Genomic DNA, 15,844 nt, shown 5'->3' on the forward strand with positions numbered 1-15,844 from the left:
GGGCACCGCGTTCACGGTTGCGGCGCGTGACGTCGCATCCGCTCTTTCATCTCGTCGCCGCCTTCGCGGTCCTCGCGCTCGTGCAGGCGTTCTTCGTGAAGGTGTACGCCATCCCGTCGGCCTCGATGGACGACACGCTCGCCGTCGGCGACCGCATCCTGGTCAATCGCCTCGCCTACCTCGGCGATGCCGAACCGGTCACGGGCGACATCGTCGTGTTCGCGGCTTCCGACACGTGGGACGAGGCGCCGCCCGAAGCTCCCAGCGATCCGCTGCGATTCGCGGCTCGTGTGGTGGGCGAGGTCTTCGGCATCGGCCAGGGCTTCTCGCACATCCTCGTGAAGCGCGTCATCGCGACGGGGGGACAGACCATGGCGGTCGACCCGGCAACGGGTGGCATCGTCGTGGACGGGACCGCGCTCGACGAGAGCTCGTACGTCGACCTCGACTTCGAGTTCGTGCCAGGCACGCTCGACTGCTCCACATCGCCGGCGTCTCTGCGCTGCTTCGACGAGTTCACGGTGCCAGAGGGGCAGATCGTGGTCCTCGGCGACAACCGCACCAACTCGTCCGACTCGCTCGCCGCGTGCCGGGGCGGGGGAGTGGATGCCTCCTGCCTGCGCACCGTCCGTGACGACGACGTTGTCGGCGAGGTCTTCTCGATCGTCTGGCCGATTCCGCGCTTCGGTGGCGTATAGACGTTTTCCTCGCTTCGGCTCGGGTTTTGTACGCGATATTCTCGCTTTGCAAACACGCATTCGCTCCTTCCCGCTAGTGTGTTCGAGGGACTTGCCTGTGAGTTCGTGAACGACGAAGCGGAGAATACTTATGCCACGCGCCCTGATTACGGGAATCACCGGCCAGGACGGCCTTTACCTTGCGGAGCTGCTGCTGGGAAAGGGATACGAGGTGTTCGGTCTCATTCGTGGGCAGAACAACCCGAAGCTCGAGCTGGTGCAGCGCACGGTGCCCGACGTGAAGATCCTCACGGGTGACCTGACCGACGCATCGTCGTTGACGCGCGTGCTGAATGCGTCGCAGCCGGATGAGGTCTACAACCTCGGCGCGATCTCCTTTGTCGCCTACTCGTGGGAGAACGCATCGGTGACAACGGATGTGACGGGCAAAGGTGTGCTGAACATCCTCGAGGCGACTCGCCTGTGGGCGGGCTCGGACCTCGACAAGGTGCGCTTCTACCAGGCGTCCTCGTCGGAGATGTTCGGCAAGGTGCAGCAGGTTCCGCAGAGCGAGGAGACGCTGCTCTGGCCGCGTTCCCCGTATGGCGTCGCGAAGACGTACGGACATTACATGACCATCAATTACCGCGAGTCGTACGACATGCACGCGTCGAGCGGCATTCTCTTCAATCACGAATCGCCGCGGCGTGGTCCGGAATTCGTGACGCGGAAGGTGACGCAGGCGGTCGCGCGCATCAAGCTCGGTCTGCAGGACGAGATCGTGATGGGCAATCTCGACGCAAAACGCGACTGGGGCTTTGCCGGCGACTACGTCGACGCGATGTGGCGGATGCTGCAGCAGGACGAGGGCGACGACTACGTGGTCGCCACTGGCGAGACGCATTCCATCAAGGAACTCCTCGACGTTGCATTCCAGGCTGCGGAGATCGAGAACTGGGAAGCGTACGTGCGGCAGGCACCTGAGTTCATGCGCCCCGCGGAGGTCGACCTGCTGATCGGCGACCCGACGAAGGCCCGGGAGAAGCTCGACTGGACACCGACGGTATCCTTTGAGGGTCTTGTGCAGATGATGGTCGAGAACGACCTCAAGGAGCAGGCCCAGCTGAACCGGTGACGCTCGCGACCTGCAGTCGGGACACAGGTGAAGCGGGGCGTCGGAAGGGCGAGTCATGTCGAGAATCATGCTGACCGGGGCCACAGGTCAGGACGGCAGCTACCTGCTCGATGTGCTCCTCGACCGGGGTGACGACGTCCACGCGATCGTGCGCAGCCCCGATGAGGCCACCACCCTCGCTGCCCGTCCTGGTGTGACGGCGCACGTGGCTGACCTGTCGAACACGGCGATGCTTCCGGATCTGGTGGACGAGGTCGAGCCGGAGCAGCTCTACAGCATCGGCGGGTTCTCCTCGGTCTCGCAGTCCTGGAAGCAACCCGCCCTGGCGGGGCTCGTGTCGGGGGTGGCGGTCGCTGGCCTGCTCGAGGGAGTCTCCCGAGTTCGCGCCCGAACCGCACGCGAGGTTCGGTTCCTGCAGGCGTCCTCCTGCGAGATCTTCGGCGACACGGCTCCCGCCCCGCAGTCTGAGGGGACGCCTATGGCGCCGACCAATCCCTATGGAGCGGCGAAGGCGTACGCGCAGCACGCGGTCGGGTTCGCCCGCGCTGAGGGCGCGTTCGCGGCTTCGGTCATTCTCTACAACCACGAGTCACCGCGGCGTCCGCTGTCGTTCGTGACGCGGAAGATCACGAACAGCGCGGTTCGGATCGCGGCCGGACTCGACTCGGAGCTGCGCCTGGGGAATCTGGACGCGAAGCGCGACTGGGGCTGGGCGCCGGATTACGTCGACGCGATGGTTCGGGTCATGAACGCGAACGAGCCGGGCGACTACGTCGTCGCGACCGGCGTCTCGCACACGGTCCGCGACTTCGTGGCAGCTGCCTTCACGACCGCCGGCATCGATGATTGGGAGCAGTACGTCGTCATCGACGAGCGCTTCTACCGACCCGTGGATGCTGCTGAGACACGCGGGGACGCGAGTCGCCTCGCACGTGATCTGGGTTGGAAGCCGACGGTGGCGTTCGAGGAGATCGTTGCCGCCATGGTCGAGGAAGACAGCGTGCAGCTCTCCGCGGGTGCCGAGGAGTCTCACCGGTCGGCGTGACTATGGAGCGGCTCCGGCGTGCCGGTTGTCCTTGCGCAAGAGACGGCGGAGGTTCATGGCTGGGGACTCGATGAGCTTCCACGACGCCCACGCGAGCGGGATGGTCAGGAGTAGCGCCGCGATCGCGGATCGGCAGACGGGCGTCGAGCGAGAGAAATCGCACCCGCTGATGCTCCTGGACCGGTCGCAGACCACGGCAACTTGCGGGCGCGCGGGACGCCGGACTCTGAGCGCACTGTGACGTATCCTCAGCACCATCGCGAGGTTCTCAGCACCGCTTGCCCGACAGAGGTCTCGTCGCAGAGCGGTAGTCGGTTCACGCGGTTCACGAAGGTCGACTCATACGAGGTGCGATCTTGAGTCGCGCCACGCGTTCCTTGAGTTCTCTCGCGTCGAGCGCCTTTTGGTCCTCGACCCAGTCGCCGTGTCGGCGCAGATACACGCTCAGCCCGACGCCTATGACCAAGAATCCAGGGATGGAGAAGAAGGTCTCGCCGAGGCGGAAGGAACACAGCAGCAGGGTCACCATCGATGCCTCGACGATTCGCGACTCTGGCGTCGGTCTTCCCTTCGCCAGGAACTGGAAGCCAGCGAGAGCACACAGCAGGAGCACCGCGATCGACAGGGGGGCGCCACCGTCCACCCACAGGCCCCAGTAGGCGTTGTGGAAGAACCAGGTCTCACCGGCCACCTCCACGGTGCCCTCGCCCAGCCCAGCACCGAACCACGGCGTGGCGGTGACCTTCTCCCATGAGGCGGCGTCGATGCGCTCCCGCAGCTCATCGGAACCGCTTCTCGCAGCGTAGGCACCAGCCTGGGCGAGGTTGGTCTCCGCGAACTCGAAGGCCAGGTAGAGCCCGAGCGCGAGGATCGCGCGGAAGAAGGTGCCGAGATACCGGGCGAGCAGGAGCCAGATGAGGCCCGCAGCGAGTGCCGCCATCGAGGTCCGAGAGTCCGTGAGGACGACGCAGGCGGTACCGCCCAAGACGATGAACGCGCGAGGCCAGAACTTTGGTGTGAGGAGCAGGAAGAGGATCGTCATGATCGCGTAGGTCAGCCCTGCCACGTTCTTGTCGCCCAGGAACCCTGTGAGCAGACCGCCGTAGTTGTCTGGAGCCAGGCCGACGTAGAAAAGCGGCACGTTGATGGCCAGCGCGAGAAGGATGCCGCGAAATCCGGATTTGATGCTGATGCGTCCGGTGGCCATGAAGCCTGCGAGCGCCATCAGCAGTCCGATGCGACCCATCCGAGTGACGTCCTCAGCTCCCGGACCGGTGAGGACCGCAACGACGCCGAGATACGCGAGAGTGCCTACGCAGATGACCGGGTACCAGTAGCCGCCAGCGAGTGTTCGCGTGGGTCTCCGGAACGAGCCGAGGAGGATGAGAGCGGCGGCCGCCACGAGGTTGATTCCGATCCCTGTGCCGGGCACGGGGATAATCACGATGAACAACGCCATGAGGACGGCGTCGGTGATGCGGGTGTCGCCCGCCTCCAGGATCGAGGCACGCAGTTGCCCGATCCTGGTCGTCGAGGCCTTGGCGTCTGTGGAACTGTCAGTCACGAGTCCGATGCTACGGTGTGTTTTTGGTGCTGACCAACAGTGCTTCGGCAGAAACTACCGGGGGGTGAGTTCTGCCGCCTCGAAGGTCCCCGGCGTTTCGAGCCGCTCTCCACGTAGCATTGCGTGCAAGAGTCCACGAGATTGTCTGGGATCAGGCTGAAGAGTCGGGTGACTGTGTATGGGTGAGAGCGACAGAACTCTGGACGGGAAGAGCGCGAGGAAGCGGCCGCGCGTCGCAATAGCGCACGACTACATCACGCAGCGAGGCGGGGCGGAGCGTCTCCTCCTGTCGATGCACCGAGCCTTCCCGGAGGCGCGCATCTACACGACGCTGTACGAGCCCGACGCAACATTCCCGGAGTTCAAGGACCTCGACATCGTCGTGTCGCCCATCAACAAGGTGCCCCTCTTCCGTCGTGATCACCGCAAGGCGCTTCCCTTCCTCGCTCTCGCCAGTTCCGGCGTGCGCGTTGACGCCGACGTCGTACTCGCATCGACCACTGGCTGGGCGCACGGGTTCACGACGAATGGGCGCATGATCGCCTACTGCAACACGCCGGCTCGCTTCCTCTATCTCCCGGAGCAGTATCTCGGGGACTCCCGTCCCCTGTCTCCGCGTGCACTGGGGCTCCGATTCCTGTCGCCGCTCATCCGTGCCTGGGACCAGCGGGCCGCGAAGCGCGTGGACACCTACGTCTCGAATTCCTCGGCCATCAGGGACCGAGTGCGCGAGGTGTACGGACGGGATTCCGAGGTGGTCTATCCGGCCCAGAGCGTGAACACCGACGGTCCCAGAATTCCAGCTCCTGGCCTCGAGGACTTCGTGGGGGAGGGCGGGCACCTCCTGCTCGTCTCCCGTCTCATGCCGTACAAGAACGTGGACAAGGCCATCGCCGCGGTGGCTTCACTCGCCAATGAACGTCTCGTCGTCGTTGGCGACGGGCCGCAGCGGGCCGAGCTCGTCGCCGCTCTGCCTGCGAACGTTCGGCTGGTTTCGGGCATCAGCGACGACGAGCTGCGGTGGCTCTACGCGCGCAGCCGCGCATTGATCGCCCCGTCTTTCGAAGATTTCGGCCTCACTGTTGTGGAAGCCGCTGCGTGGGGCAAGCCAAGCATCGCGCTTCGCGCCGGCGGCTACCTCGATACGGTCGCGGAGGGTGTAACGGGCCGTTTCTTCGATACTCCGGACGCCGCGAGCATCGCGGCTGCGGTCGCCGCCTCGCGGTACGACGTGTGGGATGTGGGCCGGATCAAGGAGCACGCTCGCGAATTCTCGGAGGAGTCGTTCGCTCGTAAGCTTCAGAAACTCGTAGATGACGCGCTTATACGCGGGGAAGGTCGATGATGTCGGCTCAACTGGTTGCCAATCGCGATGAACTTGCTACTGTGGAGACTCCTCGCGCCCGCGGGCACAATGCCCCGAGCGCGAATTGCTGTGTCAGAGAGAGGGTTACGGCGTGACCGTACTTGACGTCCTTCGGCTTACGGGTCGCAACTGGCGGACGCTCGCCATTGGCCTTTTCATCGGCTTGCTCGGAGCTTTCGGGTACACGCAGATTCAACCCCACGTCTTCGAGGCGAGATCTTCTGGCTATGTAATCGCCGCTTCTGGCCTCGAGAACGGGTTCCTCAATGGCTCAGAGGCTTCTATCGCCAAAGCGAACAGCTACTTGCCGCTCATCAATAGCGGACCTGTGCGCGAGAAGATCGCGGCTAACCCGGCGTTGGGGCTCGCTAACGGCGACACACTGCAGGGGCGGCTCTCAGCGACTGTTGCGCCCAACAGCGAACTGATCCAGGTGAGCGCAACTGCGTCTTCGCCGGAGAGCGCTGTTGCGCTGGCGAACGGCGCTCTTCAGGCCATGGCGGACGTCATCACGGACGTCGAGACGCAGGTCGGCGGCGGCGTCTCGAACGTCACGGTGATCCCCCTCGAAGACGCGGTCCCGCCGACGACGCCGGTGACTCCCAACCTGCAGACCAACCTCCTCCTCGGCGCTGGCATCGGCATCGTCTTGGCCTACGTGTTCGTATTCCTGCGGAAGGCCCTTGATGTCAAGGTGCGTACCTCGAAGGATCTCGCAACGGCGACCCGTTCTGGTTCTCTCGGACGCATCCCCAAGTCGCCGCAGCTCATGGGCAAGAACCGCGGGGCCAACGATGCCGACGCGATCGCCGCAGAGTCCTTCCGGCGTCTGCGCACGAACCTGCGTTTCGCGAGCGTCGATGAAGAGATTCGCTCCATGGTCATCACCAGCTCGAATGCGGGTGAAGGAAAGTCGACGATTGCGACCTCGCTTGCGCAGGTGCTGGCTCAGTCGAACACCCCCACCATCCTCATCGACGCGGACCTCCGACGTCCGACCGTCGCGACGGTGCTCGGCATCGACGGCAAGATCGGACTGAGCGAAGTGCTGAGCGGGCAGGTGTCGCTCGAAGACGCTCTGGTCGCCTCCAAGATCCCGGGCCTCTACGTGCTGCCGTCCGGTCGCATCCCTCCGAACCCGTCCGAGATGCTCGGCTCGGCTGCGATGAAGTCCATCATCAGCCTCCTCTCCACCGACTACATCGTTGTCATCGACGCTCCGCCACTCCTGCCCGTCACGGACGCTGCTGTGCTCTCGACGCGCGTCGACGGGGTTGTGCTCGTCGCGACCGCCGGCCGCACACGTCGCGAAGATGCCTCGGCCGCCCGGGACATGATCGACCAGGTCAACGGCCGCTTGCTTGGCACCGTCCTCAACATGGTGCCGCCACGCGATACCGCGGATGGCTACGAGTACCGGCGGAACCGCAGCTACTACGTCACGGCTGACAGGAAGGGCATGCCCGTCATGAAGTCGATCAAGCGTGGTCACGAGCAGCCCGAAGCGTTCGCTGTTCAAACAGACGCATCGGCTGCACAGACGCCGCAGCCGACTTTCGCTGCGGTTGCCCCCGCTGCGGCTCCTGCACGCGAGTCGCTCGCGCCGACTCGGCCGTCTGCCTCCTCGGCTCCCCGCGCCACTCCCGCCGCATCGCAACCCACACCGCCTCCGCAAACGCCCGGTTCGGAGCTTCCGAGCCGACGCTCCCGTCGAGGCGCTTAGTGCCGAGGCTGCTCTTCGTCTGCCATGCAAACATTGCTCGATCCGCAGCAGCCGAGTTCCTCGCTCGCGAGCGTCTCGGTGCAGGCAACGATTGGCAGGTCTCCAGCGCTGGGGTGCGCGCGCTCGTCGGGGAGGACATCGACGCGACCATCGCGCAAGCTGTTCACGGCCGAGGGGTCCAGACTCCGGGCCATGTCGCGAGACAGGTCGACGCTTCTATGCTCCAGAACGCCGATCTTGTGCTGGCCTTCGAAGGCAGCCACCGGTCTTGGATGCTGAGCGAGTGGCCGAGATCAGTCAGGAACACGTTCACCATCCGCAGCGCGGCCGCTCTGCTCGAGCACGCTCCGCGCCGAGTGGCGCCGTTGTCCTACCTGGCGAGCAAGAAGACCCCACCCGGGGGCGACCTCGACTTCGCCGACCCGTACGGTCGCGGGCCGGTCGTTGCACAACAAGCCGTTGCGGAGATCGACGCCCTGCTGGACATCATCCTTCCTGGTATCGACGCCGTAGCTCGTCCACCCCGTCTGAGGACGGATTGACTCGAAGGGCGACCCGTGAACATCGCACGCTTCCTCACTGAGGCTCCGCCGTCGGTCCGCTGGCGTTTCGGGGCCATCGCGTCTCGTCTCGTCTTCAGCAAGGCCTTTGCCAGCTTCGGCGCGGGGAGCGTCATCGTGAAGCCTCTGCGCCTCCGCGGCGTTGAGCGGATACGCATTGGCGCCGGCTGTGCAATATACGAGGGTGCCTGGCTCGAGGCCGAGACGGCTGGGGATCTGCTGATCGGGGACGACGTCTACGTCGGCCACGATGTGCACATCCACGCAGTCTCCTCAGTCCGAATAGGCAACGGGTCCATGCTGGCGGACGGTGTGATGGTCAACGCCGGGGGGCATGACCTGAACGCCGGAATGGCCAACACCAGTGGGGGGGACATCAACATCGGGGAGAAGTGCTTCCTGGGGCATCGCGCCGTGGTTCTTGGTGGTGTCACGATCGGCGACGGAGCAGTGATCGGTGCCGGAGCGGTGGTCACCAAAGACGTGCCTGCCGGCGCGACCGCAGCAGGAGTACCGGCCCGGATCCTGCCAGCTGCGACGACCGTGATTCCGTGATGCGACGTCGACTCCTCCTCGTCAGCCCGGTTTTCCATGGCTATTGGCGGGCAATCAGCGCAGCATTCGAATCACTCGGGTACGACGTGAGCTCGCACTGCTATGACACGCACACGAGCGTGACGGACCGAATTCAGAACAAGCTCCTCCATGAGCTCCCGGATTCCGTTCGCTGGCGGTCCGCCGAGGACAGAGCGACCGCACGGGCCGTCTCGCGACTGCGGAGCGAGGCTTGGGATGCAGTGGTCATCATCAAAGGCGATCAGCTTGGAGAAGCTTGGTGGGAAGCAGTCCAAGCAAGCCGACTGCCCACGGCGACCTGGCTGTACGACGAGATTCAACGCACGAGATACTCCGTCCGGACGTTGCAGAGCCTCGGCCCGATTGCCAGCTACAGCCGGAGTGACTCCGCCCGACTGCAAGCGCTGGGCGCACACGCGGCTCATGTGCCACTCGGATTCGATTCGCTGCTGCAGTTCTCCCCGGTACCTTCGTCTGCTGTGACGTTGGTCGGCGCCCGATATCCCAATCGCGAAGACCTCGTGGTGAACGTCAAGTCGTCTGGCGTCCCTGTCCGCGCGTACGGCCGGGAATGGTCACGCCGCCTTTGGGACGTCGCCCGCACGCGAAGGTTCCGAGGCGCTGGTGTCCCGGTCGGGGGCGACCTGGATCGCGCCGCGGCCTACGGGGTCATGGCCGGAAGTCTGGCGACGTTGAACATCCACTCGAACCAGGACGGCTTCACGATGCGGACGTTCGAGGCGGCCGGGGTAGGAGCCCTGGAGCTGATCGATCGCGCCGACGTGTCCGAGTTCTACGACATCGGAACCGAGATCCTCGTCTTCGACAGTGCCGAGGACGTCGTCGAGTCCGCCCGCAGAGCGCAGCGTGACACAGCCTGGGCGTCGGCCATCCGAGCCGCTGGTCGCAAACGCACGCTCGCGGAGCACACCCTCATTCAGCGTGCACGAAGCCTGGAGGCGATGTGGGACTGAAATTCAGCAACGACCTCGATGCCTGGCACCGATGGCAGGAGTCACGCTCGCTCAAGCAGCAGTTCGTGAAGCACCTCCGACGTGCTCATCAGGCACCCGAGTTCTTCCTTCTCGCGAACGGGCCAGAGCCACGACTCCTGGTCCCCATCGAGGCCCCGAAGCCGAGCACCATCGCGGCATACACGGCGCCACTTCGCTTTCTCGGCGAAGAGCAGATCGCCGTGCTGGCCCCCAGCGACGTCAGCCACCTCCTCGAGGGGCACTGGACTTCGACTCGGGTATCGGGTCGCGACCTTCCCGAGATCCTGCACGGAATCCGCGCGGTCTTCTCGGCCGGAAGCTACCTGCCAGCGGGGGAGCTGGCCTATGAGTGGAGCCAGCAGCTCGGCGCGCGGTTCGTCGTGGCCCAGCACGGATTGACGACACCCTTCGCGCCGCCGCTGGCCCGCGGCAGCCACCTGCTCGCTTTCTCGGACTCGGACGCAGACTTCTGGAAATCGGGACGTCGCGACGTCAGCCACGAGGTCGTCGGAGCGCAGATCCTCTGGAACGCCGCCCAGCGGAAACGCGCCGCCACCGATACCCGCGACGCGAAGCCCGTCTTCCTCGGTCAGCTCCACGGCGCTGAACTTCCGCGCCGCATCTCCGCCAAGACGGCTCAGCGATTCTGCCGAGCCACGGGAGCCGAGTACCGACCGCATCCTTCGGAGACCGACCGCCTCTCCCGAATCCAGCACAGCGTCTGGCAACGTCGCGGGATCGAATTCGAGAACTCAGGCAGAACGCTCGGAGAACTGCATCGCCCGGTGGTCTCCGTCTTCTCGACCGGGGTGCTGGAAGCGGCCGCCGCCGGCGAACAAGCCTGGGTGACGTGCGTCGACGCGCCCGATTGGGTGCTGGACTTCTGGGAGCGCTATGGTCTTTCTCAGTGGGGCGAGGATCCAACTCCCGCCCCGCCTGTTCCCCAGACAGAGCCAGCACAGTCGATAGCCGCGAGTCTCGCGCGAATTCTGGAGGGAGCAGCATGAGGATCCTCTGCGTCATCCCAGTTCGGGGAGGCTCCAAAGGCATCCCGGGCAAGAACGCGCGACCCGTCGCAGGGAAGCCACTCCTCGCCTGGACGGTCGAGCAGGCACTGGCCGCCCGGCCCCGGATGGACGTGCTCGTCTCGACCGACGACGATGAGCTCGCCGCGATCGCCCGCCAGGCCGGAGCGGACGTGCCTTGGCTGCGTCCCGCGCACCTCGCTGAGGACACGACGGCAACAGAGCCCGTGATCGAGCACGCAATCGCCGAGGTCACGGCTGCCGGCAGGCGACCCGAGGCCGTCATGCTGCTGCAGGCGACCTCACCGCTGCGGCTGCCTGGCACCCTCGACCGCGCCATCGCTCAGTTCGAGGAGAGTGGCGTCGACTCCATGGTCGGCGTCGTCCCACAGGCTCCGTTCCTCTGGCAGCACGGACCTGGGGACGAAGACCAGCCTCGCGCGCACTTCAGCGTCGGCGCGCGGCCGCGTCGCCAGGAGCTCAGCAGGACGCAGATGTTCTACCGCGAGACAGGCTCCCTCTACATCACCAGAACCGAGACCTACGAGACGCTCCACAACCGCCTCGGCGGCAAGATCGGACTCTTCGAGATGGACGAAAGAGAGGGCGTCGACATCGACACGATGCTCGACCTCTCCATCGCCGACCATCAGCTCACGAACCTCCACACTGACGCGCCCGCCGCTGGGGCATCAGAATCAGCAACAACGACAGACAAGGACCCCGCTCAGTGATCATCGAGCGCAACCTCACGCCATACATCGTCTTCGCCGAAGACCCCATCGTCGTCGGCCTCCAGAAGATCAGCGCAAACCAGCAGCGCATCGTATTCTGCGTCGACGAGCACGGGCGCCTTCAGGGCTCGCTCTCCGACGGCGACTTCCGCCGCTGGATCGTCGCGAACCCCACCGCATCCCTCGACGTCAGCTGCGTCGAGGTCTCCAACCGTCAGGTGCGTACCGCGGCGGCAGAGTCCACACCGGTCGACCTCGCTCCTCTGCTCGGCCACGGTGGGGTGACGCACCTGCCGTTGGTCGATGAGACCAACCACCTCGTCGCTGTTGCCATCGACCGCACCGACGTGCTCCGCATCGGCAACCACGAGATCGGCGAGGGCAAGCCGGCGTTCCTCATCGCCGAGATCGGCATCAACCACAACGGCTCCGTCGACCTCGCCAAGGAGCTCGTCGACCTCGCAGCTGACGCCGGTGCCGACGCCGTCAAGTTCCAGCTGCGTGACCTCGACTCGCTCTACCGCCAGTCCGGCGGGTCCAGCGCTGGCGAGGACCTCGGTGCGCAGTACACGCTCAACCTGCTCTCTCGCTTCTCGCTCCCCGCGGAGGAGCTCTTCAAGGTCTTCGACCACGCACGCGACCGCGGCGTCGACCTCATGTGCACGCCGTGGGATGCGAACAGCGTGCAGGCGCTCGTCGACTACGGCATCGACGGCCTCAAGATCGCATCGGCCGACCTCACCAACCACGAGCTGCTGCGCGACGCCGGGTCGCGTGGCCTGCCGATGATCCTCTCCACGGGCATGTCCCGCGAGGCGGAGATCCTCGAGACAGTCGGGCTCATGCGCTCGCTCGGCTCGAGCTTCGCGCTCCTGCACTGCCAGTCGACGTATCCGGCGCCGTACAAAGACGTCAACCTCGCCTACCTCGACCGCCTGAAGGAGATCGGCGAGAGCATCGTCGGCTACTCAGGCCACGAGCGCGGCTGGCACGTGCCGATCGCTGCGGTCGCCCGTGGCGCCCGCATCATCGAGAAGCACTTCACGATCGACCGCGGCATGGAGGGCGTCGACCACAAGGTCTCGCTGCTCCCCGACGAGTTCCGTCAGATGGTGGAGCAGATCCGTGAGGTGGAGAGCGCCGTCGGCAGCAACGGGCCTCGCGAGGTCTCGACAGGTGAGGCTATGAACCGCACCAACCTGGCCAAGTCGCTCGTGGCGAAGCGCGCCATCGAGCTCGGTGAAGTGCTGAAGCTCGAGGACATCGACGTCAAGAGCCCGGGGCGAGGCCTGCAGCCGAACCGCCTCGACGACCTCGTTGGCCGCACCACGAACCGCGCGATGGATGCTGGCGACTTCTTCTTCGACGGTGACCTGACCGACACCGCCCCCGTGGGCCGCGACTTCCAGTTCGACCGCCCGTGGGGCCTGCCGATCCGCTATCACGACTACCTCACCTTCATCAAGGACGCGACGCCGGACTTCCTGGAGTTCCACTTCTCGTACAAGGACCTCGAGATCGACCCCGACTCCGTCTTCACGGAGCCGCTGGACATGGACTTCACCACACACCTCCCAGACCTGTACTCCGGCGACTTCATCGTCGACCTGGCGTCCTTCGATGACGAGCACTGGGAGCGGTCGATCCGCGAGGTTCAGCGCACCATCGACACCACTCGGTCGTTGAAGAAGTGGTTCCTGAAGTCGACGGAGCCGATCATCGTCGTCACGATGGGTGGCATCACGACCGACAAGCACGTCGAGCCGCACCAGCGCCGCGCCATGTATGACCGTATCGAGGCGGCACTGGCGCGTCTCGACACGGAAGGCGTGCAGATCGGTGCGCAGACGCTTCCGCCGTTCCCGTGGTTCATGGGCGGTCAGCAGTTCTGCAACCTGTTCGTCGATCCTCGTGACACGGCTGAGTTCTGCGAGAGGACGGGCACGAAGCTCACGTTCGACGTCTCGCACTCGAAGCTGGCCGCGAACTTCGTCGGCATCCCGTTCTCGGAACTCACCGATCTGCTCGCGCCGCACAGCATCCACCTGCACCTCGTCGACGCGAAGGGCGTCGACGGCGAGGGCGTGCAGGTCGGCGAGGGTGAGATCGACTGGCCGCTACTCGCTGGCCAGCTGAACGAGTACACGCCGAACGCTCCGTTCATCCCCGAGATCTGGCAGGGCCACATCAACAACGGACAGGGCTTCTGGACGGCACTCGATCGGCTCGAGAAGTGGCTCTAGTCCAGCCACACCGCGACGGGGCCGAGCTGACGGCGAAGCCCCTCGCGCTGTGGGCGGTTCCCGTTTCGGACCTCGCGGGCGTCGCGCGTCACGTGCTGGACGTTGCCGAGGCCGGTATCCCCGGATACGACCTCGTCGTGCTCTGCCCGGAGGGCCCGCTCGCCGAGCGTCTTCGCGCGCTCGGGGCTCGAGTCGCGATCGGCAGGTTCGGACCTGAGGCAGGCATCGCAGCATCGGTTCGCACCCTGCGGGCAGCGGCGTCTCGGCTGCGTCCGGCGATCGTTCACTCGCATCTCTCCTTCGCCGACGTGATCGTCGCAGTGACCCCACTTCCGCGTGACGCGCGCCGAGTGACGACGGAGCACGGCATCGCCGGCGATGACCTGGTGTACCACGGTTCGACTGCCAAGTCCCGACTCATGGCGGCCGTGCACACTGCCCGGTTGCGGCGGTTCTCCGCGGCCATCGCCGTCTCCGGTGCCACGAAGGCGGCGATGTCCGCGAAGTGGCATCCGCGCATCGACATCGAGGTCATCCCGAACGGGGTCGATGCGCCCCCGGTGCGCGACGACGCCTCTGAAGGTGGCGCCGAGGGCGCGGGCCTCAGAGTGCTCTCGCTCTCGCGGCTTGCACCGGAGAAGCGCATCGACAAGCTGCTCGAGGCCTTCCGGCTGGTGCACAGCGAGTACGAGGATGCGCGGCTCACTATTGCCGGCAGCGGCGAGTTGGAGCGCGATCTCCGGGCTCAGGTCACGGTGCTCGGGCTGTCAGACTGCGTCGAGTTCGTCGGCTTCGTCGACCCGGATGCGGCGTTGCGAGACGCGGACGTGCTCGTGCAGTTGTCGGTGTGGGAGAACTGCTCGTACACGCTGCTTGACGCCGCTGCCAACGGGATGCGCGTCGTCGCTTCGAACGTGGGCGGCAATCCTGAGATCGTCGCTGCAGCGAGCTTGGTCGACGCCGACGATGTCGCGGACGTCGCACGCGCGATACTCGACGAGCAAGCGACCGCTGACATCAGCGGCTGGCTCTCGGTGGAGGGCATGACGTCGCGACTCGCGGGTGCCTACCGGCGTTTCGGCTAGGCGCCGGCCCGGACGGCGTCCAGGATGCGGATGACTCGCTTGCCCACGTCTTCCCAGTTGTAGAGCTCCGCGCGTCGGGGGCCCTCCGTCTGAGCGAAAAGGATCGCCTCGTCGGTGAAGGCCCGTTCGAGGCCCCGCGCGATGGATGGCGTGCTCATCGCATCGACGTACACGGCAGCCTCGCCGAGCACCTCCGGCATCGCGCTCGTCTGCCCGACGACGGCAGGCGTACCACTCGCTGCAGCTTCCAGTCCCGGCAAGCCGAAGCCTTCGTGAATGGACGGCATTGCGAGCGCTGATGCCCCGCGGTAGGTCGCCGGGAGTTCGGCCTCGGGGATCATCCCGAGGAATCTGACCCTCGCTTCGACGCCGACTTGCCGGGCGAGATCGAGGATGGTCTCGTTTCGGGGTCCAGAGAATGCCAGGAGCGTGCCTTCCGGAAGCTCGGCCTGGCCGAACGCGGCGATCAGGCGGGGAACGTTCTTGTGCGGTTTGTGGTTTCCGATGTAGAAGATGTACGGAGCGCCGAGGTCGAGCGAGGGTCCGTCTGCTCGGTAGCAGTCGTCCACCCCGTTTCCCACGTTGTGAACGCGTTCCAAGGGGACACCTGCCCAGGTCGCGACTCGCCGTCTCGATTCTTCGGAGACCGTGAGCACAGCCCTGGCGCGGCGCAGGTGGGGGCGGACGATCCAGCGGTAGAACGCACGCACGTGCACTGGGCTGTCGTGCACATCGAGGTGCATGAGGTCGTGCACCGTCAGCACGATCGGACCCCGCCAGAAGATGGGAGGAGCGAACCCAGGGCTGTAGAACATGCTGCGACCGCGCATCGCCATGTTCACGGCGGCTCGCAGCGACTGCCAGACGCCACTGAGCGACACGGGATCCTCACCGCGGAGGTCACGCGTGCCGGGTGGCATCGCTTTTCGCACCTCGCCTGCGAACCGGCCGATGCCGTGAGAGCCGATCCAGCGGGCGTCGAAGACAAGTAATGCGGGCACGTGGATAACCATAGAGGATGCGCGGCATATCGGCGCTCTTCTGGCTCCACGAGGTGAACCGAAATTTTCTTCACGTCTTGTGGAGTATCGCGCGTGGGGATTGTCCAGATCGGAC

General features: G+C 65.5%; 14 protein-coding genes. 12 read left to right on the forward strand and 2 right to left on the reverse strand.

Annotated features, from left to right (window positions below; translation table 11 throughout):
• The first annotated feature begins 26 nt into the window (after positions 1 to 26).
• The 3 genes from lepB (at position 27) to C5E10_RS03120 (ending at position 2,857) form a co-directional block, all read left to right on the forward strand.
• Positions 27 to 698, forward strand: a complete 672-nt coding sequence (gene lepB / locus C5E10_RS03110) for a signal peptidase I (protein WP_181062612.1) — start codon at positions 27 to 29, stop codon at positions 696 to 698.
• 130 nt (positions 699 to 828) lie between these two features.
• Positions 829 to 1,812 carry a GDP-mannose 4,6-dehydratase gene (locus tag C5E10_RS03115; RefSeq protein ID WP_104330403.1) on the forward strand — a complete coding sequence of 328 codons (984 nt, stop codon included), beginning with the start codon at positions 829 to 831 and terminating at the stop codon, positions 1,810 to 1,812.
• Between the two features lie 55 nt (positions 1,813 to 1,867).
• Entirely contained in the window at positions 1,868 to 2,857 is a 990-nt protein-coding gene (locus tag C5E10_RS03120; protein ID WP_104330404.1) for a GDP-mannose 4,6-dehydratase, read from the forward strand.
• Positions 2,858 to 3,182: 325 nt separating this feature from the next.
• Here the strand turns inward: C5E10_RS03120 and C5E10_RS03130 are convergent, their stop codons facing one another.
• Entirely contained in the window at positions 3,183 to 4,421 is a 1,239-nt protein-coding gene (locus C5E10_RS03130; protein ID WP_104330406.1) for an O-antigen ligase, read from the reverse strand.
• A gap of 178 nt (positions 4,422 to 4,599) precedes the next feature.
• On the opposite strand from C5E10_RS03130, the gene C5E10_RS03135 reads away from it, so the two are divergent.
• From C5E10_RS03135 to C5E10_RS03175, 9 genes are all read left to right on the forward strand, one after another.
• On the forward strand, positions 4,600 to 5,766 hold the full coding sequence (locus C5E10_RS03135; protein WP_104330407.1) for a glycosyltransferase: 1,167 nt from the start codon (positions 4,600 to 4,602) through the stop codon (positions 5,764 to 5,766).
• A 454-nt stretch (positions 5,767 to 6,220) separates the two neighbouring features.
• On the forward strand, positions 6,221 to 7,510 hold the full coding sequence (locus tag C5E10_RS03140; protein WP_181062613.1) for a polysaccharide biosynthesis tyrosine autokinase: 1,290 nt from the start codon (positions 6,221 to 6,223) through the stop codon (positions 7,508 to 7,510).
• On the forward strand, positions 7,510 to 8,052 hold the full coding sequence (locus C5E10_RS03145) for a hypothetical protein (RefSeq protein WP_181062614.1): 543 nt from the start codon (positions 7,510 to 7,512) through the stop codon (positions 8,050 to 8,052). Before C5E10_RS03140 ends, C5E10_RS03145 begins: the two co-directional genes overlap by 1 nt.
• Positions 8,053 to 8,067: 15 nt before the next feature.
• Entirely contained in the window at positions 8,068 to 8,625 is a 558-nt protein-coding gene (locus C5E10_RS19350; protein ID WP_146080135.1) for a DapH/DapD/GlmU-related protein, read from the forward strand.
• Positions 8,626 to 8,867: 242 nt separating this feature from the next.
• Positions 8,868 to 9,620 (forward strand): glycosyltransferase, encoded by a 753-nt coding sequence (locus C5E10_RS03155; protein WP_258070980.1) that lies wholly within the window; start codon positions 8,868 to 8,870, stop codon positions 9,618 to 9,620.
• Entirely contained in the window at positions 9,611 to 10,648 is a 1,038-nt protein-coding gene (locus C5E10_RS03160) for an RNA-binding protein (protein ID WP_104330410.1), read from the forward strand. The genes C5E10_RS03155 and C5E10_RS03160 overlap by 10 nt, the downstream gene beginning before the upstream one ends.
• Positions 10,645 to 11,400, forward strand: a complete 756-nt coding sequence (locus tag C5E10_RS03165) for a cytidylyltransferase domain-containing protein (RefSeq protein ID WP_104330411.1) — start codon at positions 10,645 to 10,647, stop codon at positions 11,398 to 11,400. Before C5E10_RS03160 ends, C5E10_RS03165 begins: the two co-directional genes overlap by 4 nt.
• Positions 11,397 to 13,643, forward strand: a complete 2,247-nt coding sequence (locus C5E10_RS03170; RefSeq protein ID WP_104330412.1) for an N-acetylneuraminate synthase family protein — start codon at positions 11,397 to 11,399, stop codon at positions 13,641 to 13,643. Before C5E10_RS03165 ends, C5E10_RS03170 begins: the two co-directional genes overlap by 4 nt.
• Positions 13,634 to 14,728 carry a glycosyltransferase family 4 protein gene (locus tag C5E10_RS03175; protein WP_104330413.1) on the forward strand — a complete coding sequence of 365 codons (1,095 nt, stop codon included), beginning with the start codon at positions 13,634 to 13,636 and terminating at the stop codon, positions 14,726 to 14,728. The genes C5E10_RS03170 and C5E10_RS03175 overlap by 10 nt, the downstream gene beginning before the upstream one ends.
• On the opposite strand, the gene C5E10_RS03180 is transcribed toward C5E10_RS03175, so the two are convergent.
• On the reverse strand, positions 14,725 to 15,729 hold the full coding sequence (locus C5E10_RS03180) for a glycosyltransferase family 1 protein (protein ID WP_181062615.1): 1,005 nt from the start codon (positions 15,727 to 15,729) through the stop codon (positions 14,725 to 14,727). The two genes, C5E10_RS03175 and C5E10_RS03180, sit on opposite strands and share 4 nt — an antisense overlap.
• Between the last annotated feature and the right edge of the window lie 115 nt (positions 15,730 to 15,844).

Origin of the sequence: Pseudoclavibacter sp. RFBG4 (genome assembly GCF_002931515.1) — a bacterium.
Lineage (GTDB): Bacteria > Actinomycetota > Actinomycetes > Actinomycetales > Microbacteriaceae > Pseudoclavibacter.

Bases quoted from the DNA above. Each gene is read 5' to 3' on its own strand.
- C5E10_RS03115 (WP_104330403.1), top strand. From the start codon at position 829: ATGCCACGCGCCCTGATTACGGGAATCACCGGCCAGGACGGCCTTTAC.
- C5E10_RS03120 (WP_104330404.1), top strand. From the start codon at position 1,868: ATGTCGAGAATCATGCTGACCGGGGCCACAGGTCAGGACGGCAGCTAC.
- C5E10_RS03135 (WP_104330407.1), top strand. From the start codon at position 4,600: ATGGGTGAGAGCGACAGAACTCTGGACGGGAAGAGCGCGAGGAAGCGG.
- C5E10_RS03165 (WP_104330411.1), top strand. From the start codon at position 10,645: ATGAGGATCCTCTGCGTCATCCCAGTTCGGGGAGGCTCCAAAGGCATC.